Consider the following 24778-nt stretch of genomic DNA (forward strand, 5'->3'; position numbering starts at 1 on the left):
AACGGCCGAAAACCGCCTCACCTCCGGGTGGGGCTTTTGCACGAATGGAGGACTGTAAATGACCCTGGAAACCTGGCTGCTGTTCAGCGGTGCTGCATTGATCGTGATCCTGATCCCCGGCCCGCTGTCGCTGCTGATGATCAGCAACAGCCTCAACTACGGCCTGCGCCGTTCGTACCCGGCGTTTCTCGGCGGGGTGTTTGCCTCGATTTGCCTGCTGAGCGCCTCGGCCTTGGGCCTCGGCGCCCTGCTGCTGGCGTCGGAACAGCTGTTCAGTGCGTTGAAAATCGTCGGCGCGCTGTACCTGTTTTATCTGGCGTGGCAAAGCTTTCAGCAATCGCGGCAACCGGCCCATCGCGCCGACGTGCCGCACATGGCAGCCACCCCGCGCTTTCGCACACTGTTTGGCCGGGCCTTTGTGCTGGGCGCCAGCAACCCCAAAGACATCCTGTTTTTCGCCGCCTTCCTGCCGCAGTTTCTCAGCGCTGAGCAAGCCTTCCTGCCGCAATTGCTGATCATGATCGCCACTTGGACCGTGCTCGACCTGCTGTGCAAGCTGGCGTACGGCCTCGGCGCCCACGGTGCTGCGCGGTATTTGCGCAGCGGCACGGGCCAGAGCTGGTTCAACCGGGTCAGTGCCCTGCTGTTTGGCGGCGCGGCGACGGCGGCGCTACTCAAAAGCTTGCCGGCATGACTTTGACAAAATACACAGTGGCCGGCTCGGCAAAACGTACCGGCCATTGAATACCCGCCACCAGCCTGACCAGGCGGTTTTCGTCCATGGCGATTTCGATGGCGGCAAACTCCGCTGAGAATGGCACGCTTGAGCTGATACGGTTTCGAAACCATGGATCGGAAAGCTCTGGCGCCACCCTGGAGCGTAGGTTGACGTTGTTACTATCAACCCATTGGGTCAGCACAAAATAGACGGTGTCGGTGTGTGGGTGAGTGCAGTAGAAATCCAATGCTGCTGTCGCTCCACGCCGTCTTGCGATGCCGTTGACGGTAAAACCATGGCGCTCGAGAATCTGCCTGACGGCTGCCTCTGCCGATTGCGAGCGAATGATAGTGTTGCCTCTGCGCCTAAGCAACGCGGCGTTGAGGCGGCTGGGCGGGGTGAAATCCAGACGCATCGCCCCCGGCGCCAATCCTTCAGATCCTATATTGAAACTACGGCCACCCGGTTCGCCCACGGGCTGTAACAACTTCAGCAAATCGACCATGCGCCCCTGGGTCCCCGGCGCCAGCCAATGATCGAGCGTGGCCCTGATATTGAGTAAATGCGTCGCCGTCATCGTCGGGTCGGAGCCCGCCAATTCGATGAGCCGCTCGCCGAAAAACCGCCTGCTGCCTGCGGTCATACCAGGAAAAGCCCTGCCCACCGTGGCCTCCAGGGGCTCATCAAACAGTGCCAAATGGGGCGTCCACCGCCCATTGGCACCGAGGGTCGTCGGCATGGGCTGCTCGGCTGCGCCAACGCCCAGCCAACGGTCCATATCCATATAGGCCCTGAAGCCGAGGTCATGATTTCTCATGATAAAGACAAGGTTCGGGGACAGCGCGTTGGTGCCCTGAGGCAACAGCCGGTAATAGTTCGCCCCTATTTTCAACACTTCATAGGCCGGATACCCCGCCACTGCCGGCACTTGGAAAATTCCGCGCGGTGGCGCCACCTCGGTCAGCGCTTGCTCCCACTGAAAGCCCCAGCCTTGCCAGGAGGCGTCGCTGGCCGCCGGTGATGCGCGCAAGGCCGTTTCCATGCCCGCGCGCGATGGCGGTGACCAATCACTTGTGCCTCTGATCGGAGCCCAAGGCTGTAACACACCTGAGCTGGGCCCCGGCACCGGCGAGTCGGCCCCCAACTCCCATTCCCGGGCCTGCTCAATCCGTAGAATCAGCTCATCCGACCCTTCGGCCTTGGGGTTTTTCAGGCGCAGGCCGCCTTCGTTCTTGTGTTGATACACCGGGTAGGCGTCGTCACCGTCGACAATATACTGCTGGCCATTTTTCACATACCGGCCCTTGCCTCCCGGCCCTTTCAACTCAATCGCCCCCTCCAATGCGCCGCTTGCCTTGAAGCACGCAAGCAACTGGGTCGGTTTGGCCGGTGCCGCCTTCAGGCCGGCGAGCGCAACGGCAACGCTTTGATAGCGATGCACGCGGGGTATGGCGACCTGCGCAGCACGCGCATTCTTGGGGCCAGGAGCAAAGGTCATCAGCACGTCAACAAACGTCAGCATCGTCAAAAACGCCACATCCACTGCGTCATGGGCAGAGCCGCTGAAGTGATAGCGCCGCGCCGCGAGCAGCACTTCATACACGCTGATACCAACACCCAATACCGGCACAAATGACAGTAACCCCCGGATGCTCGCTTCATGCTGATCGCTGAAGCGTTGCTCACGGTACTCATCCAACGTCGCAGAGGAACGGGAGCGGGCTCGAGTGCGGCGTTGCAGCTCGAGCACCCGGGCATGGGCCAACAGCGCTAGTGCATGGCCGTGGGAGGTGACCACAGCCTCCAACCACAGCTCTGGCTGCAGCGCAATCTGCTCCTTGATTTGCGCCTCAATGGCATCCAGGGCAACCGCCGGTTCTTTATGCTCAACCGTGAAAAATTCAACGATTACAGCAACAAAGCGTTGCAGGCCTGTCAGATAGGGCCTAGTCGAGTAAGGCTGCCTGGGATCTACCTGGAGGCCAACGCCTGGGTAACTGGCAAGTGCCGTGGACTCCCAGCCAGGCGCCACCTGGCGCGCCAACATTTTCAGGTTCTCAGGTAATGCGCCCAGCCGATTCAACGCTTCCACGGCGTCGGCGAACGTGTTGTACCCGACCATTATTCGGCTTGCCACTGCCATGGGCCAATACAGCACGCACACACCCGAGATTTTGTCATGTATCAAGAGCACGCCGGTGATGTGGCGATCATGCTCCAGGGTAACGCCCACCAGTCGCACAACCGCCAGTTGCGCGTCAAACCCATCGGCCTTCAGGTCGCCTACCGCCCGCGCAGCCATAGCGAAGGTAAACAGACGCTGGGCCTTGTCGCTCATGCCTTGTCGAATCCCCGAGTACAGATGCACCTGCGCGCGTTGTTTCAGGGCCCGATACACCAGTGCTTCAGACAGGCCAGAGGACCGGGCCGGGATGGACGCCGGCGGATAAAAAGCCCGCCAGATCTGATTCTCGTACTCGCCGCCCACATTCAGCGACGAGATCATTTTGATCAGATAGGGCACGCTCAACCGCTCTTTCCAGACCGGGTCCAGCCAGCGAGCGCGGTTCAAGCGCCAGCGGGTCCAGGGCGCCTTGGGGTCGAGGTTGTGCAGCGCTAATTGCAGCAAGCTGAAGGTCGTACGCTGCGGGCTGACGACCATTTTAATGTTGCGGTCCCCCACCACACACCCGCTCGTATAGCCACAGTACTGGGAACTGACCTCATCAGGCATGTCGAACAAGGGTTTATCGATATCCAGTTGCGGGTAAAAACCATCCTTGGTCAATTGTGCAATCAGGGCTTTGCGGGCGAAGGCATCGAGCTCAGGCAGGTCCTGCCAGAGCTTGCTATCCACCGCCCAGGCGTTGAGCAGATAACGGCGGGATAAGCGCTTGTATTGCCTGCGTTGACTCGTCGAGGCGATGCCAAGCCACGAAGGCAGTTTTTTCGCCTGACGAGCCGCCTCTTGCAACAGGTTGATGTTGGCCAGGGCCAGTGTTCGCGCGTCATTGGCGGGCACTTGCAGGCTCTCGAACAGCTCCTGGGCGAGCAGTGCGCGACTCAACACCGGATCACTGACCTCGCTGAACAGTCTGACGCCCTGATCAATACGCTTGTCCATCGCGGCGTAATGTTGCGTCAGTTTAAGGAACAGGTCCTTGAGAATGTGACGTTCGATCGCCGCATAGCTGACCCCCAAGGGCGTACCCGCGGGCAACCGGCTGATTATCGTGCGCAGGCTCTCACGTTGGTGACGCTCAATGCAGCGCCACAGTATCGACCCATCCCGACTGTTCAGGCTGGCCCGCAGGCCCTCGGCGAAGGCGTCCAGGCTCTCGAACGCGACGATCCCACCCAACCGGCCGATCACGCAAAACAACACCGGGTGCTGGTGTGCCGGATGAGCCTGAGCCTCGTGGGCGGTCACCACAAAAGCCCCCAGCAACGGCAACGCCGTGGCAGCCTCGCCGCCTACCGTGACCTGAAGCACACAGGTGTCGGTGGCGTTCTTTGCAGGCACCCAGGACTTACTCAACGCAGCCTTCAATCGCTCTAGGTGCGCGGGTGAGATCAGGTTCAAGCGTTGCTGCATATAAGCCTCGTGCTGTAAGGCCTGGTGTTGCGCGGCACCCACCAGCGAGGCACGATTGCGCGAACCTTCGAGTTGCTCAAGCCAGAAGGTTTTTTGAAACACGCGCTCTTGCGGGCCTTGCGCCCACTTGCTTGCCGCCTCCACCTGCTCCTGCCATTGGCGTTCAAGCTTCAAAAAGTCCTGGTAGGCCACGCTGTCGTTCGCCACGTCCGTCGCATCCAGCAAGGCTAAAAGGCCTTTTTCGTAACGCCCGAGCTGCTGCGCCCACGTGTTGATCGCAAGCCCCTGGGTCAGGCTGCCTCCTACAATTTCCCTGCTGCGTCGCCGGTGATCCCACGCAAGCAAGGTGTCCAGGGTACGTCCCAGCCTTGCGAAACCGACGATGCGCCGGCGGCCTTTTTCGATGAACGCGAGATAGCGTTTTGTAGTCGGAGCGGAGGCGGTGTCCGCCGCCTGAATGCCCACCGCGGCAAAATTAATCGATAACGCGCAGGCCAGTTCGTTATCCCACTGCGCGTCCAGCAGCTCGGTCGCGCTGGCCTGCAACACATCGTCCTGGTGTGTACCAATCAGTTGCAGGCTGAACGCCATGGGCGTGGCGCTTGCCGTATTACACAGCTCATGCCAGCGGCGCAGCGGCAGGCATTGCCACAAGACGCTGCTCAAGGGGCCGTTGACCAAGGTGGGCAGGTCGCACTGCAGTTGGTTCCAGGAACTGAACTCATAAAACTCACGCACCAGGCCGGGCAGGTAAATCACATGGGACGTATCCTCCACGTCGCCCTCACGGTAAATATGCAACGCCCCCGGAATCGGCACCTGAGCCTGATTAGTCCCAGGCCACACGACCCTGCTCACAAGCAGAGTCGCCCATTGCCCCCCGGCCTGCTTGCGCGCGGCGGTGCCAGGTATTTCCATCAGTTGCCGGACCATGGCAAAGCCACTGTCCGTGAGTTGATACAGACGATGCGCCAGCCACGCATTCTCGGCGAACAACGCCTGGCGCAATTGCACCCACCGCTCCCGCCGACTCAGCCAGGAACCGTGCGCCAGTTGCTGCCAATACGCACGCACCGCACTGTCGAGCCGATCGAGCAGCGCCAGCCCCTTGACCCGTTCGAGTGCTTGCAGCGCAGTAAACGGCAGGCGCCCAGTCGGGTCGTCCTTGATACTCAAGGTGGTGAACTGGTTGATATTGATCGGCACATACGGCTGGACGAGCAACGCCAAGGCGCGCTCGGTCAAACTGTCGACCTTCTGCGGCGAGCCCGACGCCCGCTCAGTGAACAGCACCGTGTCCGGGTCTAGAGCAAAGGCCTCGCGCAAGGCGCCCCGAATGATCCCTTGCACGCGGGGCGCACGCCCGATCAAGCCTTTGAGGTCCTTGGCGCATTCACGGCCCCGGGCCTGCGACGCGTGCAGTTGATTGATTTCATGGCTGGGGTGCGTGACCGCGTTGAGCCGGCGGGTCAATAACACCCGGATCGCTTCCTCACGCCGCACCTGGGAGGTTTGCGGGTCAGCGAAATCCAGCGTGTCGGCCCAGCGTGTGTCACTGGCCAGTGGGGCAAAAGAGCTGCTGTCTGTACTCATGGCGGACTGTTCCGTGCGCAAAAGCCCAGCCTAAGTACCTCGCCTCACAAGGGTGCGTTACATAGTAGAACCCTGCGCGGCCCAACCGCGCGCCAAAAAAAAGCCCGCAGTGTGGGCGGGCGAAAAACCAACGAAGAGCTTTGGGGGTATGAAGCGAGGTGACGCTCAGCTACCGCGATAGGTGGAGTAGCTGTAAGGCGAAATCAGCAGCGGCACATGGTAGTGATCCTGTTCGGCACTGATGCCGAAGCGCAGCACCACCACGTCGAGGAACGCAGGTGCAGGCAACTGCACCCCCCGCGCACGGTAGTAGTCGCCGGCGCTGAATTGCAGTTGGTACACGCCGCTGCGGTAGTCATCGCCTTGTAGCAGCGGCGCATCGCAACGGCCGTCGCTGTTGGTGATGGCGCTGGCAACCAGCTCCAGCTGCGCGCCTTCGACGCGGTACAGCTCAACCGTGATTGCGCTGCCGGGGCAGCCGTGTGCGGCGTCCAAAACGTGTGTGGTCAAGCGTCCCATGGCGTCTGCGCGCCTCCCGAAGTCAGTAAATAAGAAGACCGCACTTTTTCAGGGCATCAAAAAGTCGGCGATGGCTAATTAAGACACTTTTTAAAAAAATTGTACACAATAAAAATCACAAACTCAGCGATCCTCCCAACTGTGTTAATCGGCAGAGCAATGACCGGGTAATCCTTGCTTTCAAACGACCTTTTGTCCATTAGCTGACCAGTTGGGCAAGTTTCTTGCTAAGCCAAATGCACAGTACTCTGCCGAAAAAATGCAGAAATTCAGGCTTACAAACTTGCCGATAAGTTGTATACAATCACTCATCGCTGTGACGCCACCCAGTCTTTTCACTGCCCGGCCGCCACACACACTTGCTACCACGAACAAGAAGGAAGACTGCAGTGAGCGCTGACTACCCACGCGACCTGATCGGTTACGGCAGTAACCCTCCTCACCCCCACTGGCCGGGCAAGGCACGCATCGCGTTGTCTTTCGTACTCAACTACGAAGAAGGCGGCGAGCGCAATATTTTGCACGGTGACAAAGAGTCCGAAGCCTTTCTATCGGAAATGGTCTCGGCCCAGCCACTGCAAGGCGAGCGCAACATGAGCATGGAGTCGCTGTACGAATACGGCAGCCGTGCCGGCGTGTGGCGCATCCTCAGGCTGTTTAAAGAATTCGACATTCCGCTGACTATCTTCGCCGTGGCCATGGCCGCCCAGCGCCACCCGAACGTGATCCGCGCGATGGTCGCCGCCGGCCATGAGATCTGCAGCCACGGCTATCGCTGGATCGACTACCAGTACATGGACGAGGCCCAGGAGCGCGAGCACATGCTCGAAGCCATCCGCATCCTCACCGAACTGACCGGCGAGCGCCCATTGGGCTGGTACACCGGCCGTACCGGCCCCAACACGCGGCGGCTGGTGATGGAGGAAGGCGGCTTTCTCTACGACTGCGACACCTACGACGACGACCTGCCCTACTGGGAACCCAACAACCCCACCGGCAAGCCGCACCTCGTGATCCCCTACACCCTGGACACCAACGACATGCGCTTCACCCAGGTGCAGGGGTTCAACAAGGGCGATGACTTTTTCGAATACCTCAAGGACGCCTTCGACGTGCTGTATGCCGAAGGCGCCGAGGCACCGAAGATGCTCTCGATCGGCCTGCATTGCCGCCTGATCGGCCGCCCGGCGCGCCTCGCCGCGCTGAAGCGTTTTATCGAGTACGCCAAAGGTCATGAACAGGTGTGGTTCACCCGCCGCGTCGACATTGCCCGCCACTGGCACGAAACCCACCCGTACACGGGAGCGGCGAAATGACTGCGTTCCAAACCTTGAAACCGTCGAGCCTGAGCCGCGACGCATTCGTCAACGCCTTTGCCGACATCTACGAACATTCGCCATGGGTGGCCGAAAAGGCCTTCGACCTGGGCCAGGACAGCTCGATCGATGAGATCGAAACCCTGCACCAGCGCATGAGCGATATCCTGTTGAGTGCCGATCACGCCAGCCAGCTGGCGCTGATCAACGCTCACCCGGACCTGGCTGGCAAAGCTGCCGTCCAGGGCCAATTGACCGAAGCCAGCACCAATGAACAAGCTGGCGCCGGTATTCACCAGTGCACGAGTGAAGAGTTCTCACGCTTCACTGAGCTGAACGACGCCTACAAGGCCAAGTTCAAGTTTCCCTTCATCATGGCGGTAAAAGGCAGCAACCGGCATCAGATTCTCGCCGCGTTCGAAACGCGCATCCACAACTCGGCAGACGCCGAGTTCAAATGCGCGCTGGCCGAGATCAATAAAATCGCGTTGTTCCGATTACTGACCCTTTAGCAGACCTGGCCCGAGCGCTCATGACGCCCAGGGCCTGGCGAGCATCCCAAGCCACTTAATCTAAGGCAGACAAGAAGAATGAAAGCGCAACCCGTACCTTTCGAGAAGTTCGTCAACCTGGCCGACGCCCGCCTGGGCACCAAGATCATTTCGGTGACCGATGACTGGTTCGCTGACGCCAACCGCCTGTTCCAGCCGACCCCGGCTGTGTGGAAGGAGGGCGTTTTCGATGACAACGGCAAGTGGATGGACGGCTGGGAGTCGCGCCGCAAGCGCTTCGAAGGCTACGACAGCGCAGTGATTCGTCTGGGCGTGCCCGGTTCGATCAAAGGCGTGGACATCGACACTTCATTCTTCACCGGCAACTACCCGCCGTCGGCGTCCCTGGAAGCCTGCTTCCTGGCCTCGGGCGAACCTGACGACAACACCCAGTGGGTTGAAGTGCTGTCGGCCGTTGAGCTGCAAGGCAACAGCCACCACTACCACGAGATCAACAATGCCCAGGCGTTCAGCCACCTGCGCTTCAACATCTACCCGGATGGCGGCGTGGCCCGTCTGCGTGTGTACGGTGTGCCGTTCCGTGACTGGTCGGCTGTGGGTGACAACGAACAAGTCGACCTGGCAGCAGCCCTGAACGGCGGTCGCGCGCTGGCCTGCTCCGATGAACACTTTGGCCGCATGAGCAACATCCTTAACCCGGGCCGTGGCATCAACATGGGCGACGGCTGGGAAACCGCACGTCGTCGCACGCCAGGCAATGACTGGGTGATCGTCGCACTGGGGCACCCAGGCGAGATCGAGAAAGTCATCGTCGACACCCTGCACTTCAAGGGTAACTACCCGGACACCTGCTCGATCCAGGGCGCGTTCGTTAAAGGCGGCACCGACAGCCAGATCGAAACCCAATCGCTGTTCTGGCGCGAACTGCTGCCGGCACAGAAACTGGAAATGCACGCCGAACACGCGTTTGCCGAGCAGATCAAGGCACTGGGGCCGATTACCCACATCCGCCTGAACGTATTCCCGGACGGTGGTGTGAGCCGCCTGCGGGTTCTCGGTAAGGTAGCGAAATAAGGGTGAGCCCAATCGCGGGCAAGCCCGGCTCCCACAGGGGTACGCGGTCAAATGTGGGAGCCGGGCTTGCCCGCGATAGCGGTAGACCAGACAACATCAAATTCGAAAACTTAAGAAGACAGCCATGCGCACACTGATGATCGAACCCCTGACCAAAGAAGCCTTCGCGCCTTTCGGAGACGTTATCGAAACCGATGGCAGCGATCACTTCATGATCAACAACGGGTCGACCATGCGCTTTCACAAGCTGGCAACGGTAGAAACCGCACAGCCTGAAGACAACGCGATCATCAGCATCTTCCGCGCCGACGCGCAGGACATGCCGTTGACCGTGTGCATGCTGGAGAGACACCCGCTGGGCAGCCAGGCTTTCATACCGCTGCTCGGCAACCCCTTTCTGATCGTGGTCGCGCCACTTGGCGATGCACCTGTATCAGGCTTGGTCCGCGCCTTCGTCACCAACGGCAGGCAGGGCATTAATTACCATCGCGGCGTCTGGCACCACCCGGTGCTGACGATCGAAAAGCGGGATGACTTCCTGGTGGTTGATCGCAGTGGCACCGGCAATAACTGCGATGAGCATTTTTTCAAAGAGGATGAGCGGTTGATCCTCGCCCCCCACCAATAAGAGAAGGCCGGATCACCCGACAACAAGGGTGACAGGCGAGAGGTAAAGACTGTGGAAGCACATCTGTTGGAATGGCTGAACCTTAGCGTGCGCTGGGTTCACATGATCACTGGCGTCGCGTGGATCGGCGCTTCCTTCTATTTCGTCTGGCTGGAAAACAACCTCAACCGCGTCAACCCCAAGGACGGCCTGGCCGGTGACTTGTGGGCGATCCACGGTGGCGGTATCTACCACCTGGAAAAATACAAACTGGCCCCACCGACCATGCCGGACAACCTGCATTGGTTCAAATGGGAGGCCTATTTCACCTGGATGTCGGGCGTCGCGCTGCTGTGCGTGGTGTTCTACCTCAACCCGACGCTGTACCTGCTCGCCCCCGGCAGCACGCTCAGCGGCACCGAAGGCGTCTTGCTGGGCATCGGCTCGCTGTTCGCCGGCTGGTTCATCTACTCCTTCCTGTGCGATTCGGCCCTGGGCAAGCGCCCTGCCCTGCTCGGTTTGATCCTGTTCGTGCTGTTGATTGGCGCTGCGTACGGCTTCAGCAAAGTGTTCAGCGGCCGTGGCGCTTACCTGCACGTGGGTGCAGTGATCGGCACCATCATGGTCGGTAACGTGTTCCGCATCATCATGCCCGCCCAGCGCGCACTGGTGGCCGCCATCGCCGAGAACCGCACGCCGGACCCGGCGCTGCCCGCCAAAGGCTTGCTGCGTTCACGCCACAACAACTACTTCACCTTGCCGGTGCTGTTCATCATGATCAGCAACCACTTCCCGAGCACCTACGGCAGCCAATACAACTGGCTGATCCTGGCTGGGATCGCGGTGGCGGCGGTGTTGGTGCGGCACTACTTCAACACCCGGCACAACAGCCAGAAGTATGCGTGGACCTTGCCGGTTGGCGCGTTGGCGATGATTTGCCTGGCGTACGTGACCGGCCCGAAACCGGTGTCGACTGCCCCAGATGTGGCCAAGGCGCCTGCCGCCATCGAGTACCAACCATTGCCGGAAACCGCATTGGGTGGCGGCCTGAAACCAGCCGCCCCGGCAGCACCTGCTGCGGCACCTGCGCCTGCCCAGGCATCGATTGATTTCGACAAGGTGCACGGGGTCATCCAGGAACGCTGCGCCGTGTGCCATTCGGCCAAGCCCACCAGCCCGCTGTTCAGTACGGCACCGGCGGGCGTGATGTTTGATACGCCGCAGCAGATCCAGCAAATGGCCCCACGGATCCAGGCGCAGGCTGTGGCCAGCCAGATCATGCCGCTGGGCAACATCACCCAGATGACCCAGCAGGAACGGGATTTGATAGGTACTTGGATCAACCAAGGAGCCCGCACAAATTAACTGATTCACACAGAACCCCATGTGGGAGCGGGCTTGCTCGCGAAAGCGGTGTGTCATTCAATCAATCAGTGACTGAACTACCGCATTCGCGAGCAAGCCCGCTCCCACAGGGGTTATGCAGTGTTTGAAAGATCGCGTTCCAAATGGCAATTGAATGCCAAACAACACAAAAATAAAAAGATCCGAGGTGTTGCATGTCCCCGTTAGAAACGCAGACTCCTGCCGCGCCCGCCATGGTGCGGCTGCCCCTCTTGCAATTGATTCTGGTCGGCCTGCAACACGTCCTGCTGATGTACGGCGGCGCCGTCGCCGTGCCCCTGATTATTGGCCAGGCCGCAGGCCTGAGCCGTGAAGAAATCGCCTTTCTGATCAACGCCGACCTGCTGGTGGCTGGCGTCGCGACTATGGTGCAGTCGTTCGGCATCGGCCCGGTGGGCATTCGCATGCCGGTGATGATGGGCGCCAGTTTTGCCGCCGTCGGCAGCATGGTGGCCATGGCCGGGATGCCCGGCATCGGCTTGCAGGGGATTTTCGGCGCGACCATCGCCGCCGGGTTCTTCGGCCTGTTGATCGCACCGTTCATGTCCAAGGTCGTGCGTTTTTTCCCGCCGCTGGTGACCGGTACCGTGATCACTGCCATCGGCCTGTCGCTGTTCCCGGTGGCCGTGAACTGGGCCGGTGGTGGCAGCGCCGCCGCCTCGTTCGGCTCGCCGGTTTACCTGGCGATTGCCGCGCTGGTACTGGGCACTATCCTGCTGATCAACCGCTTCATGCGCGGCTTCTGGGTGAACATCTCGGTACTGATCGGCATGGCGCTCGGCTACGGTTTGTGCGGCATGCTCGGCATGGTCGACCTCAGCGGCCTGGCCCAGGCGCCATGGGTGCAGGTGGTCACACCGCTGCACTTCGGCATGCCTAAGTTCGAATTGGCGCCGATCCTGTCGATGTGCCTGGTGGTCGTGATCATCTTCGTCGAGTCCACCGGCATGTTCCTCGCCCTGGGCAAAATCACCGGCCAGGAGGTCACGCCGAAGATGCTGCGCCGTGGCTTGCTGTGTGATGCCGGCGCGTCGTTCTTTGCCGGTGTCTTCAACACCTTTACCCACTCCTCGTTCGCACAAAATATCGGCTTGGTGCAGATGACCGGCGTGCGTTGCCGCTCGGTGACGATCATGGCCGGAGCGTTTTTGATTGTGCTCAGCCTGTTGCCCAAGGCGGCGTATTTGGTCGCCTCGATTCCGCCGGCGGTACTCGGCGGCGCAGCGATTGCCATGTTCGGCATGGTCGCGGCGACCGGGATCAAGATCCTGCAGGAAGCCGACATCGCCGACCGCCGTAACCAGTTGCTGGTGGCGGTGAGCATTGGCATGGGGCTGATCCCGGTGGTGCGTCCGGAGTTCTTCGCGCAGTTGCCCTTATGGATGAGCCCGATTACCCACAGTGGGATTGCCATGGCCACGCTCAGCGCGTTGTCGCTGAATGTACTGTTCAACATCCTCGGCGGTGCTGAACGCCCCGTCGTCGCCCCTACACACTGATGCGTTCCTGCTCCAAACAAAAATAATAACGAACAGAGAACAACACCATGCACACCCTTCACCTGGGGCTGGCCACAAGCCGCGCCCCATTCTTGCCCCACGCGCTCTGTAACAGCGCACTTGAGCCAAGGCCTGGGAGCCAGTATTCTCCGCGCCCGCTCAAATCGACTCAAAAAAAAACAGCGAATGTAAAAGCTGACTGCAGGGCCAACTTATCCTGGCCCCGTGTCTGCGGCCAACGTGCACAAAAGAACCTGCGTATTCGACTGCATCAAGTGCAGCCGAAGGCGTTTTATTGGCTTTTTAAACACCTTGGCGCAGCTCTTGCTAAAAGCATTAAAGCTGACCAAACAGACGATTTTTGCAGCGAACCAAAAGGCGCCACACCAGAGCGCCTGCGTAGAAAAACAACCATAAAACTTTGACTCGGGAGCAACCGAATGAAACCTATGTTGAAAGGCCTGATGTTGGCGGGATCCCTGCTGGCCGGCGGCCAAGCCATGGCCGGCGATTTGTTGCAGTGGCAGACCAACAGCCTGACGTACCTGTGGGGCAAGAACTTCACCGTCAACCCGCAGATCCAGCAAACCGTCACCTTCGAACATGCCGATGCCTGGAAGTACGGCGACAACTTCCTGTTTGTCGACCGCATCTTTTACAACGGCAAGGAAGACGGCAACGTCGGCCCGAGTACTTACTACGGTGAGATCAGCCCGCGTTTGTCGTTCGGCAAGATTTTCGACAAAGACCTGTCATTCGGCCCGATCAAAGATGTGTTGCTGGCCTTCACTTACGAGTTCGGCGAAGGCGATAACGAGTCGTACCTGCTGGGCCCGGGCTTTGACTTGAACATCCCGGGTTTCGACTACTTCCAGTTGAACTTCTACCAGCGCCAGACCGAAGGCAATCGCCCGGGTGACGGCGTCTGGCAGATCACCCCGGTCTGGTCGTACACCATTCCCGTGGGCAACTCCAACGTGCTGATCGACGGCTTCATGGACTGGGTGGTGGATAACGATAAGAACGCCCGTGGCACTTACCACGCCAACCTGCACTTCAACCCGCAGGTCAAATATGACCTGGGCAAGGCGCTGCACTGGGGCGAGAAGCAGTTGTATGTGGGTTTTGAATACGACTACTGGAAGAACAAGTACGGGATTGAAGATTCCGGTGCGTTCAAGACTAACCAGGACACGGCGAGCTTCCTGGTGAAGTACCACTTCTAACAGACACGGCAATACCCCTGTGGGAGTGGGCTTGCCTGCGACAGCGTTATATCTGTGCCAACTATATTGGCTGACACACCGCTATCGCAGGCAAGCCAGCTCCCACACTTTTAGATCGACGACAAGCCCAGGAACCTCGACAACTCCTCGCGCTTGGCCAACGCATCTTTCCTGCCCAACTCAATCAACTCGCTGCAATACCCCGCCTCGAACAGCAAGTAACTCAGCACCCCTGCCCCGCTGGTTTTGGTCGCTCCCGGCCCGCGCAAGAATAGGCGCAACGCCGCCGGTAGTTCCTGGCGATGACGCGCGGCGATTTCATCGATCGGCTGACTCGGCGCAATCACCAGCACTTCCACCGGCGCCAAGCCCTGTATCGCCGCATCCGCCGGCAACACATGACTGAACTGGTTGAGACGCTCGAGCAATTCGATGTCGCTTTCCAGGCTGTCAATGAACGTACTGTTGAGCATGTGCCCACCGATCTGCGCCAGGGTCGGTTGCTGGCCGGTAAACGTGCGTTGCACTGCCGGCTCATTGCCCCGAGGGTTACCGCTCACGCCCACCACCAGCACGCGGCTTGCGCCCAGGTGCAGGGCCGGGCTGATCGGCGCGGATTGGCGCACTGCGCCATCGCCGAAGTACTCCTGGTCGAGTTTGACCGGGGCAAACAGCAAGGGAATTGCCGAGCTGGCCAGCAAGTGTTCAACCGTCAGTTGGGTGGGCATGCCGATACGTCGATGGCGCAGCCAGGCATCGATGGTGCCGCCACCCTGATAGAACGTCACCGCGTGCCCGGACTCGTAGCCAAAGGCGGTGACGGCGACCGCATGCAGGTGTTTGTTGCGGATGGCGACATCGATGCCGTCCAGGTTCAGCTTGTCGTTGAGCAGCGCGCGCAACGGCGTGCTGTCGAGCAACGCCACCGGCACCTGGGCGCCGATACCCAGCAGGCAGTGGAAGGTGAAACGACTGGCCTGGCGGATCACACCGGGCCAGTCGCTGCGCAGCACCAAGTGGCTGCGAAAGCCCTGCCAGAACGCCGTGAGACGTTGGATGGCGGCCGTGAAGTCGGTGGCCCCGCTGGCCAGGCTCACCGCATTGATCGCCCCCGCCGAGGTGCCGACAATCACCGGAAATGGATTCGGTGCCCCTGGCGGCAGCAGCTCGGCAATCGCTGCTAACACCCCCACCTGATACGCCGCTCGCGCCCCGCCGCCGGAAAGAATCAAGCCTGTGACCGGTTCAGCTGGGCGCATTGCGTCACTCCATGTGCAGAAAAGTAAGGCTTATCGGCGGCGTTTCTCGTACAGCTTAGCCTCGCCCGGTGGCCGGCTCTTGAAGCGCCGGTGGGTCCACAAGTATTGCTCGGGGCATTCGCGTACCGAGGCTTCGACCCACTGGTTGATGCGCAGGCAGTCGATCTCATCGGTTTCGCCGGGGAAGTCGGTCAACGGCGGGTGGATCACCAGCCGGTAACCGCTGCCATCGGCCAGGCGCTCCTGGGTGAACGGCACCACCAACGCCTTGCCCAGGCGCGCAAACTTGCTGGTGGCGGTCACGGTGGCGGCCTGGATGCCGAACAGCGGTACAAAAATGCTCTGCTTGGCGCCGTAGTCCTGGTCCGGCGCGTACCAGATGGCGCGGCCGGCGCGCAGCAGCTTGAGCATGCCGCGCACGTCTTCGCGCTCGATGGCCAGGGAGTCGAGGTTATGCCGCTCGCGGCCACGGCGCTGGACGAAGTCGAACAACGGGTTGCCGTGTTCGCGGTACATGCCATCGATGGTGTGTTTCTGCCCGAGCAGGGCCGCGCCGATTTCCAGGGTGGTGAAGTGCAGGGCCATAAGGATCACGCCCTTGCCATCCAACTGCGCCTGCTTGAGGTGCTCAAGCCCTTCGACATGGGCCAGGCGCGCCAGGCGTTGACGCGACCACCACCAGCTCATGGCCATTTCAAAGAAGGCGATGCCGGTGGAGGCAAAGTTTTCCTTGAGCAGCTTCTTACGCTCCTTGGCGGATTTTTCCGGGAAGCACAGTTCCAGGTTGCGCGCGGCGATGCGGCGGCGTTCGCCAGCCACGCGGTACATGCCCGCGCCAAGCACGCGACCAATGGTCAACAGCGCGCGGTACGGCAACTGAGTAATCAGCCACAGCAGGCCGAGGCCCAGCCATAGCAGCCAGAAACGCGGGTGAAGAAATACAGCTCGAAAACGCGGGCGATCCATTACAGATTCCGGTAAAGACAGGGCCGCGCATTCTACAACGGTTCGACTCGGCTTGCGGCCCGTGGATGTTCTCGTTATAAGTCTCGACACTTTTCGTGACAAGCCGCTTTCGCCGACCATGAGCCAAACCGAACCGCTAGACCAAGATCCCGTGTTCCAGCTGAAAGGCAGCATGCTCGCCATCACCGTGCTGGAACTGGCCCGCAATGACCTCGATGCCCTGGACCGCCAACTGGCCGCCAAGGTCGCCTTGGCGCCGAATTTTTTCAACAATGCCCCGCTGGTGCTGGCCCTGGACAAACTCCCGGCTGGCCAGGGTGTGATTGATTTGCCCGGCCTGATGCGCGTCTGCCGCTCCCATGGTTTGCGCACCCTGGCGATTCGCGCCAGCCGTATCGAAGACATCGCCGCCGCAATCGCCATTGAACTGCCAGTACTGCCACCTTCAGGTGCCCGCGAGCGTCCGCTCGATCCGACCGAAGGTGAAGTGAAGAAAAAACCGGAAAAGCCGCCGGAACCGATGATCAAGCCTACAAAAATCATCACCTCCCCCGTACGCGGCGGGCAGCAAATTTACGCCCAGGGCGGCGACCTGGTGGTGATCGCTCCGGTAAGCCCGGGCGCGGAACTTCTCGCCGATGGCAACATCCATGTATACGGCCCGATGCGCGGACGTGCCCTCGCCGGCATCAAGGGTGATACCAAGGCCCGTATTTTTTGCCAGCAGTTGACCGCTGAACTAGTGTCCATCGCAGGCCAGTACAAGGTTTCAGAAGATTTGCGCCGTGATCCGCTGTGGGGGGCCGGGGTACAAGTCAGCCTGTCGGGCGATGTGTTGAACATCATCCGTCTTTAACGGATACTGCCGCATTTTCCAAGCATCTCTAGACTCTGATAGCAAAGCGAAACCGGCAAGACTTGCGTAGGACTATTTGGAAGTTGGCGTTCCCCCGTGGAAACCACATCTTTTTCCTACAAAGGCTGTCCGCCTGCGGCGAGTTCCAAGAGATGTTTTTCAGGGACCGAAAAGTCCTTTTTCCTTAGGGGTGAAACACCTTGGCCAAGATTCTCGTGGTTACATCCGGCAAGGGTGGTGTGGGTAAGACCACCACCAGCGCCGCTATCGGTACCGGCCTCGCTCTGCGCGGCCACAAGACAGTCATCGTCGACTTCGACGTCGGTTTGCGTAACCTCGACCTCATCATGGGCTGCGAACGCCGCGTGGTGTATGACTTCGTCAACGTGGTCAACGGTGAAGCCAACCTGCAACAGGCCCTGATCAAGGACAAGCGCCTTGAGAACCTGTACGTATTGGCCGCCAGCCAGACGCGCGACAAAGATGCGCTGACCAAAGAAGGCGTAGGCAAAGTACTCGCCGAGCTGAAAGAAACCTTCGAGTACGTGGTGTGCGACTCCCCGGCCGGCATCGAAACCGGTGCTCACTTGGCAATGTACTTCGCCGATGAAGCGATCGTTGTGACCAACCCGGAAGTGTCTTCGGTACGTGACTCGGACCGTATGCTCGGCCTGCTGGCCAGCAAATCCAAGCGCGCCGAAGACGGCCAGGACCCGATCAAGGAACACCTGCTGCTGACCCGTTACAACCCGGAGCGCGTCAGCAACGGCGAAATGCTTGGCGTTGAAGACGTGAAAGAAATCCTCGCAGTGACCCTGCTGGGCGTGATCCCGGAATCCCAGGCCGTGCTGAAGGCTTCCAACCAAGGCGTACCGGTGATTCTTGACGACCAGAGCGACGCCGGCCAGGCGTACAGCGATGCCGTCGATCGCTTGCTGGGCAAGACCGTGGAACATCGCTTCCTCGATGTTAAGAAGAAGGGATTCTTCGAGCGTATCTTTGGAGGCAACTAAACAATGAAATTTCTCGACTTCTTTCGCGCCAACAAAAAGCCAAGTACCGCGTCGGTAGCGAAAGAGCGTCTACAGATCATCGTGGCGCACGAACGCGGCCAACGCAGCACGCCGGACTACCTGCCAGCCTTGCAGAAGGAACTGGTCGAGGTGATCCGCAAGTACGTCAATATCGGCAACGATGACGTGCATGTCGCCCTGGAAAATGACGGCAGCTGCTCGATCCTGGAACTCAATATCACCCTGCCTGATCGTTGATCGAACAGGCGGTCGCCACGGCGGCTCGGGCACCTTGATCCCTTTTATGGGACCGGGTGAGCGAGCCGCCGTTGGCGTTTGTTACGAGGCTGTTTAATGCCGCTGTCCAATATCCATATCCTGCATCAGGACGACGCTGTCCTGGTGGTGAACAAGCCGACCCTGTTGCTCTCGGTGCCCGGCCGCGCCGATGACAACAAGGATTGCCTGATCACCCGTCTGCAGGAAAACGGCTACCCCGAAGCCCGCATTGTCCATCGCCTGGACTGGGAAACCTCGGGCATCATCCTGCTCGCGCGGGACGCCGATACCCACCGCGAACTGTCGCGCCAGTTTCATGACCGCGAAACCGAAAAGGCCTACACCGCCCTGGCCTGGGGCCAGCCGGCACTGGACAGCGGCAGCATCGACCTGCCCCTGCGCTACGACCCGCCGACCAAGCCACGCCACGTGGTCGACCACGAATTCGGCAAACACGCGCTGACTTTCTGGAAAGTGCTGGAACGTTGCGGCGACTGGTGCCGCGTCGAGCTGACGCCGATCACCGGGCGTTCGCACCAGTTGCGCGTGCACATGTTGTCGATCGGCCACCCGTTACTCGGTGATGGCCTGTACGCCCACGAACAAGCCTTGGCCGCCTGGCCGCGTTTGTGCCTGCATGCGAGCATGTTGAGCTTCACGCATCCGCAGAGTGGCGAACGGCTTCGCTTCGAGTGCCCCGCGCCCTTTTAAGCTGCGAACACGGTCAAATGTGGGAGCCGGCTTGCCTGCGATAGCGGTGTATCAGCCAATACATTTGGCACAGATGGGCCGCTATCGCAGGCAAGCCAGCGCCCACATTAGCCTTGTGTAGTTCTCAACAACGCAGCTTCACTTCAAATGTGGAGCCAATACGGTAAACTCCGCGCATTGCTGTCTGGAGCTATTTATGCGCGAAGCGTTGAATCAAGGCCTGATCGACTTCCTCAAGGCCTCCCCTACTCCTTTTCATGCCACTGCCGCCCTCGCCCAGCGCCTGGAAGCGGCGGGTTACCAGCGTCTCGACGAGCGCGAAACCTGGACCACCGAGGCCAACGGGCGCTATTACGTCACCCGTAACGACTCCTCGATCATCGCCTTCAAGCTCGGCCGCCACTCACCGCTGCAAGGCGGCATTCGCCTGGTCGGCGCCCACACCGACAGCCCGTGCCTGCGCGTCAAGCCCCAGCCGGAGCTGCAGCGCCAGGGTTTCTGGCAGTTAGGTGTGGAAGTCTACGGCGGCGCACTGCTGGCGCCGTGGTTCGACCGCGACCTGTCGCTGGCCGGCCGCGTGACCTTCCGCCGCGACGGCAAGGTCGAAAGCCAACTGATCGACTTCAAGCTGCCCATCGCCATCATCCCCAACCTGGCCATTCACCTGAACCGTGAAGCCAACCAGGGTTGGGCGATCAATGCGCAGACCGAACTGCCGCCGATCCTCGCGCAATTTGCCGGTGACGAACGCGTGGACTTCCGCGCTGTGCTCACCGAGCAGCTGGCAAGGGAGCACGGGCTGAACGCGGATGTGGTGCTCGACTACGAGCTGAGCTTCTACGACACCCAAAGCGCTGCGGTGATCGGCCTCAATGGCGACTTCATCGCCGGTGCGCGCCTCGATAACCTGCTGTCGTGCTACGCCGGCCTGCAAGCCTTGCTCACCAGCGAAACCGACGAAACCTGCGTGCTGGTGTGCAACGACCACGAAGAAGTCGGCTCTTGCTCGGCGTGCGGCGCCGATGGCCCGATGCTGGAACAGACCCTGCGCCGCCTGTTGCCCGAAGGTGACGAATTCGTACGTACCATTCAGAAATCACTGTTGGTGTCGGCGGATAATGCCCACGGCGTGCACCCCAACTACGCCGAGAAACACGACGCCAACCACGGCCCGAAACTCAACGCTGGCCCGGTGATCAAGGTCAACAGCAACCAGCGTTACGCCACCAACAGCGAAACCGCCGGCTTCTTCCGCCACCTGTGCATGGCCCAGGAAGTGCCGGTACAGAGCTTCGTGGTGCGCAGCGACATGGGCTGCGGCTCGACCATCGGCCCGATCACCGCCAGCCACCTGGGCGTGCGCACCGTGGACATCGGCCTGCCGACGTTCGCCATGCACTCCATCCGTGAGCTGTGCGGCAGCCATGACCTGGCGCATTTGGTGAAGGTGTTGGGCGCGTTCTATGCGAGTCGCGATCTGCCCTGAGACCGAGGCGCGGCCATCGCGGGCAAGCCCGCTCCCACTTTGGAATGCATTTTCCTGTGGGAGCCGGCCTGCCCGCGATGACAATTTCACTGACACCCAACGCTATCTGACTCACATCAACTCCACTTCTCGCAATTCGACCTAGACTTGTCAGTATTCCCACTCCGACAAGGCCGTCGCACCATGATCTCCATGTCCTCTTTCCACGCCATGCTCATTCCCATCATCATCGGCATGATCCTGCTCGCGACCGGTTTCAACTTTCGTGACAAACCTGTGGGCGTGTTTGGCATGTGGGTCGGCATGCTGTTGATCCTGGGCACCGTGGTGTACAAAATCCTCGCCAAACTGGCGGAATGACAAATGCACTCGCATTGGGCATAGCGGCCTCGTACACTCGGTCAATTCGTCGTTTTCAAGGTTGACCGCCTCGTGCTCTCCCGTCTGTTTGCTCTGCCCTGCTACTGCCTGTTCGCCCTGCTGATGCTGCTGCCGCTCACGCCTGCCCACGCCGCGGGCTTGCCCGGCCTGCTCGGCAGCACCACCAAGACCCAACCCCAGGCCGACGTGCCGCTGGGGCAGTCGCTGGACGAGGTGATCAAAACCTTGGAAAACGACAAGCAGCGTACTCAGCTGCTGAGCGACCTGAAAAAGCTGCGCGAAGCCACGCAAAAAGCCCAACCGGCCGCCGAACAAGGCGTGCTTGGTTTGATCGGCAGTACGCTGTCCGACCTTGAGCAGCAGTTCTCCGGCGCCGACAGCCCGGTGCAACGCTGGTCCAATGAGGTCGACCTGGCCAAGGACGAACTCAGCGCCCTGATGCTGCCTGCCCGCGAATGGTTGCCGATCATTTTCGGCTTTGCCGTGATCCTGGCCTTGTGGAGCCTGCTGGCCGCCGCGCTGATCTGGCTCAGCCACCGCGTGCGCGAACGGTTCGGCCTGCCCGAGGAACTGCCGCAACACCCGCGCACCTGGGACATGCTGCGTTTCGCCCTGCGCAAACTGGGCCCTTGGCTGATCGCCCTGGTGATCACGGTTTACTTGAGCTACGCCCTGCCTTCGTCCCTGGGTAAATCCCTGGCGATGGTGCTGGCCTATGCGCTGGTGGTCGGCACCTGTTTCTCGGCCATCTGCGTGATTGCCTTCTCCGTGCTCGATGGCCCGCATCGCCACCGCGCGCTGTACATCCTGCGCCGCCAAGCCTTCCGCCCACTGTGGTGGATCGGCAGTTTTGCCGCGTTTGGTGAAGCCTTGAGCGACCCAAGACTGATCGCGGCACTCGGCCAACACCTTGCCCATACCGCCGCGACGGTCGCCAATGTGATGGCCGCGCTGTCCACCGGCGTGTTTATCCTGCGTTTCCGCCGTCCGATCGCGCACCTGATCCGCAACCAGCCGCTGTCGCGCCGCCTTACCCGCCGCGCCCTCACCGATACCCTTTCGATCATCGGCACCTTCTGGTACTTGCCGGCGCTGTTGCTGGTGGGCATCTCGCTGTTCGCCACCTTCCTGTCGGCCGGCGACACCAGCACGGCGCTGCGCCAATCATTGTTGTGCACGGTGTTGCTGGTGTTGTGCATGGTCATCAACGGCCTGGTGCGCCGCCATGCACTCAAGCCACAGCGCGGGCACAAACGTCATGCGCTGTACTCCGACCGCCTGAAAAGCTTCGTTTACACCTTGATCCATCTGGTGGTGTGGCTGGTGTTTATCGAGCTGGGCCTGCGGGTTTGGGGGCTGTCGATGATTCGCTTCACCGAAGGTGACGGCCATGAAGTCAGCGTCAAGCTGTTCGGCCTGGGCGGCACGCTGCTGTTTGCCTGGCTAATCTGGATCCTCAGCGACACCGCGATCCACCATGCCCTGACCCGCTCGCGCAAAGGCATGGCGAATGCGCGTGCGCAGACGATGATGCCGTTGATCCGCAACGTGCTGTTCGTGACCATCTTTATCATCGCCGCCATCGTGGCCCTGGCGAACATGGGCATGAACGTCACGCCACTGCTGGCCGGTGCCGGTGTGATCGGTATCGCCATCGGTTTTGGTGCGCAGTCGCTGGTGGCCGACTTGATCACCGGCCTGTTCATCATCATCGAAGACTCCCTGGCGATTGATGATTACGTGGACGTCGGCGGCCACCTCGGTACCGTCGAAGGCCTGACCATCCGCACCGTGCGCCTGCGCGACATCGACGGCATCGTGCACACCATTCCGTTCAGCGAAATCAAAAGTATCAAGAACTACTCGCGGGAGTTCGGCTACGCGATCTTCCGGGTGGCGATCCCCTACAACATGGAAATCGACGACGCCATCAAGTTGATGCGCGACGTCGGCCAGAAAATGCGCAACGACCCACTGCAACGCCGCAACATCTGGTCACCGCTGGAGATTCAGGGCGTGGAAAGCTTTGAGTCCGGCAGCGCGATTCTTCGGGCGCGGTTCAAGACCGCGCCGATCAAGCAGTGGGAAGTCTCGCGGGCATTCAACCTGTCGCTCAAGCGCCATCTGGATGAGGCCGGGCTGGACCTGGCGACGCCGCGCCTGAGCGTGCAGGTAGTGACCGCAGGCTCCGTGCTGGAGAAAGATCCACAACAATAATTAGGGAGAGGTGCTTATGCGTTTAAACGGTCTGACACACCAATGGGTTTTGGGCTTGCTGTGCGGCGCCGCCAGCGGGGTGGTCATAGCCGCCAGCAGCGGCCAGGACAGTGCCCGGGAGGAAATCGCCGCCCAGGCCAAAATCCTTGAACCGGCCCTGCTGGAAACCCGCCGCGATATCCACGCCCACCCTGAACTGGGCAACACCGAAACCCGCACCGCCGAATTGGTCGCCAAGCAACTGCGCGACCTGGGCCTTGAAGTCAAAACCGGCGTGGCCCGCACCGGCGTCGTCGCCATCTTGAAGGGCGCCCTGCCCGGCCCGACCGTCGCCTTGCGTGCGGATATGGATGCATTGCCGGTCAAGGAAGTCGCCGACCTGCCCTTCGCCTCCAAAGCCAAAGGCACCTACTTGGGCAAAGAAGTCGACGTGATGCACGCCTGCGGCCACGACGCCCACACCGCCATCCTACTGAGCACGGCGAAAATCCTCACCGGCATGCGCGACCGCTTGCCCGGCACCGTGGTGTTTTACTTCCAACCGGCCGAAGAAGGCCCGAGCGACTTTGTCCCCGACGGTAAGAACACCTGGGGCGCGAAGATGATGGTGCAGGAAGGCGTGATGAAAGCGCCCAAGCCGGACGCGGTGTTCGGCCTGCACGTGTGGGCCGGTGTCCCCGCCGGGCAGATCGCCTACCGTCCGGGCCCGACCCTGGCCAGCTCCGATGACCTGCGCATCAAGATCCTCGGCAAACAGACCCACGCCGGCCGCCCTTGGGACGGCATCGATCCGATCACCGTGGGCGCACAAACCATTGTCGGCCTGCAGACCGTGGTCAGCCGCCGCACCGACATTTCGTCATTCCCGTCGGTGGTGAGCATCGGCACCATCAACGGCGGCACCCGCTACAACATCATCCCCGAATCGGTGGATATGACCGGCACCATCCGCTCCTACGACTACGGCATCCGCCAGAAACTGCACGCGGACGTGCGCCAGACCGTGGAGAAAATCGCTGAAAGTGGCGGTGCCAAGGCCGAAGTCACCATCATCGAAAAGTACGACCCAACCATCAACAACCCGGCGCTGACAGAGAAAATGCTGCCAAGCCTGCGTTGGGCGGCCAAGGATGATGTGGTGCAGGGGCCGCTGGTCGGCGGTGCCGAAGACTTCTCGTTTTACGCCAAGGAAGCGCCGGGGCTGTTTGTGTTCCTGGGGGTGACGCCGAGGGATCAGGAGATGAGCAAGGCGGCACCGAATCACAATCCGGGCTTCTTTGTGGATGAGTCGGCGTTGGTGGTGGGGGTCAGGACGTTGGCGTCGTTGGCGACGGATTATCTCTATACCCACCCACCGCAATAACGCTTTTATGTGGGAGTGGGCTTGCCCGCGATGGCGGTGTAGGTATCTACACATCTTTTTATGGGTTGGGTTCTTTGGTTGTCGCGGGGGCGCTGGGTGCATATCCGTTATTTGGGCCATGGCCTCTATTGGTTCCGCCCTTACGGCGGGTCACTTTTGGAAAAGAGCCCCAAAAGTAACCAAA

At 60.6% G+C, this 24778-nt stretch carries 20 protein-coding genes; 16 read left to right on the forward strand and 4 right to left on the reverse strand.

All coding sequences use genetic code 11. The annotated features are described in order from the left end of the window. Positions 1-58 precede the first annotated feature (58 nt). Complete coding sequence (locus ACI77I_RS10025) at positions 59-694, forward strand: LysE family translocator (RefSeq protein WP_094951453.1); 636 nt, start codon at positions 59-61, stop codon at positions 692-694. Here the strand turns inward: ACI77I_RS10025 and ACI77I_RS10030 are convergent. Then, on the reverse strand, positions 675-5906 hold the full coding sequence (locus ACI77I_RS10030) for a dermonecrotic toxin domain-containing protein (RefSeq protein WP_406997419.1): 5232 nt from the start codon (positions 5904-5906) through the stop codon (positions 675-677). The genes ACI77I_RS10025 and ACI77I_RS10030 overlap by 20 nt on opposite strands. A gap of 165 nt (positions 5907-6071) precedes the next feature. After that, complete coding sequence (gene uraH, locus ACI77I_RS10035) at positions 6072-6425, reverse strand: hydroxyisourate hydrolase (protein ID WP_094951455.1); 354 nt, start codon at positions 6423-6425, stop codon at positions 6072-6074. Between the two features lie 389 nt (positions 6426-6814). Here uraH and puuE point away from each other — a divergent pair, with 389 nt between their 5' ends. The 7 genes from puuE to ACI77I_RS10070 all read left to right on the forward strand — a co-directional run bounded on the left by puuE (position 6815) and on the right by ACI77I_RS10070 (position 14063). After that, positions 6815-7741 carry an allantoinase PuuE gene (gene puuE / locus ACI77I_RS10040; RefSeq protein WP_094951456.1) on the forward strand — a complete coding sequence of 309 codons (927 nt, stop codon included), beginning with the start codon at positions 6815-6817 and terminating at the stop codon, positions 7739-7741. Then, positions 7738-8253 carry a 2-oxo-4-hydroxy-4-carboxy-5-ureidoimidazoline decarboxylase gene (gene uraD, locus ACI77I_RS10045; RefSeq protein ID WP_242151531.1) on the forward strand — a complete coding sequence of 172 codons (516 nt, stop codon included), beginning with the start codon at positions 7738-7740 and terminating at the stop codon, positions 8251-8253. The genes puuE and uraD overlap by 4 nt, the downstream gene beginning before the upstream one ends. A 78-nt stretch (positions 8254-8331) precedes the next feature. Next, a complete protein-coding gene (gene alc, locus ACI77I_RS10050) occupies positions 8332-9327 on the forward strand; it encodes an allantoicase (RefSeq protein WP_406997420.1) in 996 nt (331 codons plus the stop codon). Between the two features lie 124 nt (positions 9328-9451). Then, the gene (locus tag ACI77I_RS10055; RefSeq protein WP_094951459.1) at positions 9452-9955 is read left to right on the forward strand and encodes an ureidoglycolate lyase; all 504 of its coding nucleotides are present in this window, start codon (positions 9452-9454) and stop codon (positions 9953-9955) included. A gap of 51 nt (positions 9956-10006) precedes the next feature. Continuing rightward, a complete protein-coding gene (locus ACI77I_RS10060; protein ID WP_242151536.1) occupies positions 10007-11299 on the forward strand; it encodes a urate hydroxylase PuuD in 1293 nt (430 codons plus the stop codon). 194 nt (positions 11300-11493) lie between these two features. Beyond that, a complete protein-coding gene (locus ACI77I_RS10065; protein ID WP_242151539.1) occupies positions 11494-12837 on the forward strand; it encodes a nucleobase:cation symporter-2 family protein in 1344 nt (447 codons plus the stop codon). Between the two features lie 440 nt (positions 12838-13277). Next, a complete protein-coding gene (locus ACI77I_RS10070; protein WP_094951462.1) occupies positions 13278-14063 on the forward strand; it encodes an outer membrane protein OmpK in 786 nt (261 codons plus the stop codon). A 110-nt stretch (positions 14064-14173) separates the two neighbouring features. Here the strand turns inward: ACI77I_RS10070 and ACI77I_RS10075 are convergent, their stop codons facing one another. After that, entirely contained in the window at positions 14174-15322 is a 1149-nt protein-coding gene (locus ACI77I_RS10075) for a patatin-like phospholipase family protein (RefSeq protein ID WP_406997421.1), read from the reverse strand. A 30-nt stretch (positions 15323-15352) separates the two neighbouring features. Further along, entirely contained in the window at positions 15353-16288 is a 936-nt protein-coding gene (locus ACI77I_RS10080; RefSeq protein WP_094951464.1) for a lipid A biosynthesis lauroyl acyltransferase, read from the reverse strand. A 118-nt stretch (positions 16289-16406) separates the two neighbouring features. Between ACI77I_RS10080 and minC the strand changes: the two genes are divergently transcribed. From minC to ACI77I_RS10120, 8 genes are all read left to right on the forward strand, one after another. Beyond that, positions 16407-17144 carry a septum site-determining protein MinC gene (gene minC / locus ACI77I_RS10085; protein ID WP_094951465.1) on the forward strand — a complete coding sequence of 246 codons (738 nt, stop codon included), beginning with the start codon at positions 16407-16409 and terminating at the stop codon, positions 17142-17144. A gap of 200 nt (positions 17145-17344) precedes the next feature. Continuing rightward, positions 17345-18157 (forward strand): septum site-determining protein MinD, encoded by an 813-nt coding sequence (minD, locus tag ACI77I_RS10090; RefSeq protein ID WP_057011745.1) that lies wholly within the window; start codon positions 17345-17347, stop codon positions 18155-18157. 3 nt (positions 18158-18160) lie between these two features. Further along, on the forward strand, positions 18161-18415 hold the full coding sequence (gene minE / locus ACI77I_RS10095; protein ID WP_003175252.1) for a cell division topological specificity factor MinE: 255 nt from the start codon (positions 18161-18163) through the stop codon (positions 18413-18415). A gap of 96 nt (positions 18416-18511) precedes the next feature. Further along, positions 18512-19147 (forward strand): RluA family pseudouridine synthase, encoded by a 636-nt coding sequence (locus ACI77I_RS10100; RefSeq protein ID WP_003192838.1) that lies wholly within the window; start codon positions 18512-18514, stop codon positions 19145-19147. A gap of 196 nt (positions 19148-19343) precedes the next feature. Further along, complete coding sequence (locus ACI77I_RS10105; protein ID WP_094951467.1) at positions 19344-20633, forward strand: M18 family aminopeptidase; 1290 nt, start codon at positions 19344-19346, stop codon at positions 20631-20633. A 192-nt stretch (positions 20634-20825) separates the two neighbouring features. Continuing rightward, entirely contained in the window at positions 20826-20993 is a 168-nt protein-coding gene (locus ACI77I_RS10110) for a hypothetical protein (RefSeq protein ID WP_406997425.1), read from the forward strand. Between the two features lie 72 nt (positions 20994-21065). Continuing rightward, positions 21066-23231: a mechanosensitive ion channel family protein gene (locus tag ACI77I_RS10115; RefSeq protein ID WP_094951468.1), complete on the forward strand. Its 2166-nt coding sequence runs from the start codon at positions 21066-21068 to the stop codon at positions 23229-23231. A gap of 16 nt (positions 23232-23247) precedes the next feature. Further along, positions 23248-24594: an amidohydrolase gene (locus tag ACI77I_RS10120; RefSeq protein ID WP_094951469.1), complete on the forward strand. Its 1347-nt coding sequence runs from the start codon at positions 23248-23250 to the stop codon at positions 24592-24594. Positions 24595-24778: the final 184 nt, after the last annotated feature.

This window comes from Pseudomonas sp. D47, from assembly GCF_045447305.1.
Classification (GTDB): Bacteria; Pseudomonadota; Gammaproteobacteria; order Pseudomonadales; family Pseudomonadaceae; genus Aquipseudomonas.

Excerpts from the sequence above, each read along its gene's own strand:
- ACI77I_RS10100 (WP_003192838.1), top strand. The coding sequence starts at position 18,512 with ATGCCGCTGTCCAATATCCATATCCTGCATCAGGACGACGCTGTCCTG.
- ACI77I_RS10055 (WP_094951459.1), top strand. The coding sequence starts at position 9,452 with ATGCGCACACTGATGATCGAACCCCTGACCAAAGAAGCCTTCGCGCCT.
- ACI77I_RS10030 (WP_406997419.1), bottom strand. The coding sequence starts at position 5,906 with ATGAGTACAGACAGCAGCTCTTTTGCCCCACTGGCCAGTGACACACGC.
- ACI77I_RS10075 (WP_406997421.1), bottom strand. The coding sequence starts at position 15,322 with ATGCGCCCAGCTGAACCGGTCACAGGCTTGATTCTTTCCGGCGGCGGG.
- minC (WP_094951465.1), top strand. The coding sequence starts at position 16,407 with ATGAGCCAAACCGAACCGCTAGACCAAGATCCCGTGTTCCAGCTGAAA.
- ACI77I_RS10080 (WP_094951464.1), bottom strand. The coding sequence starts at position 16,288 with ATGGATCGCCCGCGTTTTCGAGCTGTATTTCTTCACCCGCGTTTCTGG.
- alc (WP_406997420.1), top strand. The coding sequence starts at position 8,332 with ATGAAAGCGCAACCCGTACCTTTCGAGAAGTTCGTCAACCTGGCCGAC.
- minE (WP_003175252.1), top strand. The coding sequence starts at position 18,161 with ATGAAATTTCTCGACTTCTTTCGCGCCAACAAAAAGCCAAGTACCGCG.
- ACI77I_RS10110 (WP_406997425.1), top strand. The coding sequence starts at position 20,826 with ATGTCCTCTTTCCACGCCATGCTCATTCCCATCATCATCGGCATGATC.
- uraD (WP_242151531.1), top strand. The coding sequence starts at position 7,738 with ATGACTGCGTTCCAAACCTTGAAACCGTCGAGCCTGAGCCGCGACGCA.
- ACI77I_RS10025 (WP_094951453.1), top strand. The coding sequence starts at position 59 with ATGACCCTGGAAACCTGGCTGCTGTTCAGCGGTGCTGCATTGATCGTG.
- ACI77I_RS10120 (WP_094951469.1), top strand. The coding sequence starts at position 23,248 with ATGCGTTTAAACGGTCTGACACACCAATGGGTTTTGGGCTTGCTGTGC.
- ACI77I_RS10105 (WP_094951467.1), top strand. The coding sequence starts at position 19,344 with ATGCGCGAAGCGTTGAATCAAGGCCTGATCGACTTCCTCAAGGCCTCC.
- ACI77I_RS10070 (WP_094951462.1), top strand. The coding sequence starts at position 13,278 with ATGAAACCTATGTTGAAAGGCCTGATGTTGGCGGGATCCCTGCTGGCC.
- uraH (WP_094951455.1), bottom strand. The coding sequence starts at position 6,425 with ATGGGACGCTTGACCACACACGTTTTGGACGCCGCACACGGCTGCCCC.
- ACI77I_RS10065 (WP_242151539.1), top strand. The coding sequence starts at position 11,494 with ATGTCCCCGTTAGAAACGCAGACTCCTGCCGCGCCCGCCATGGTGCGG.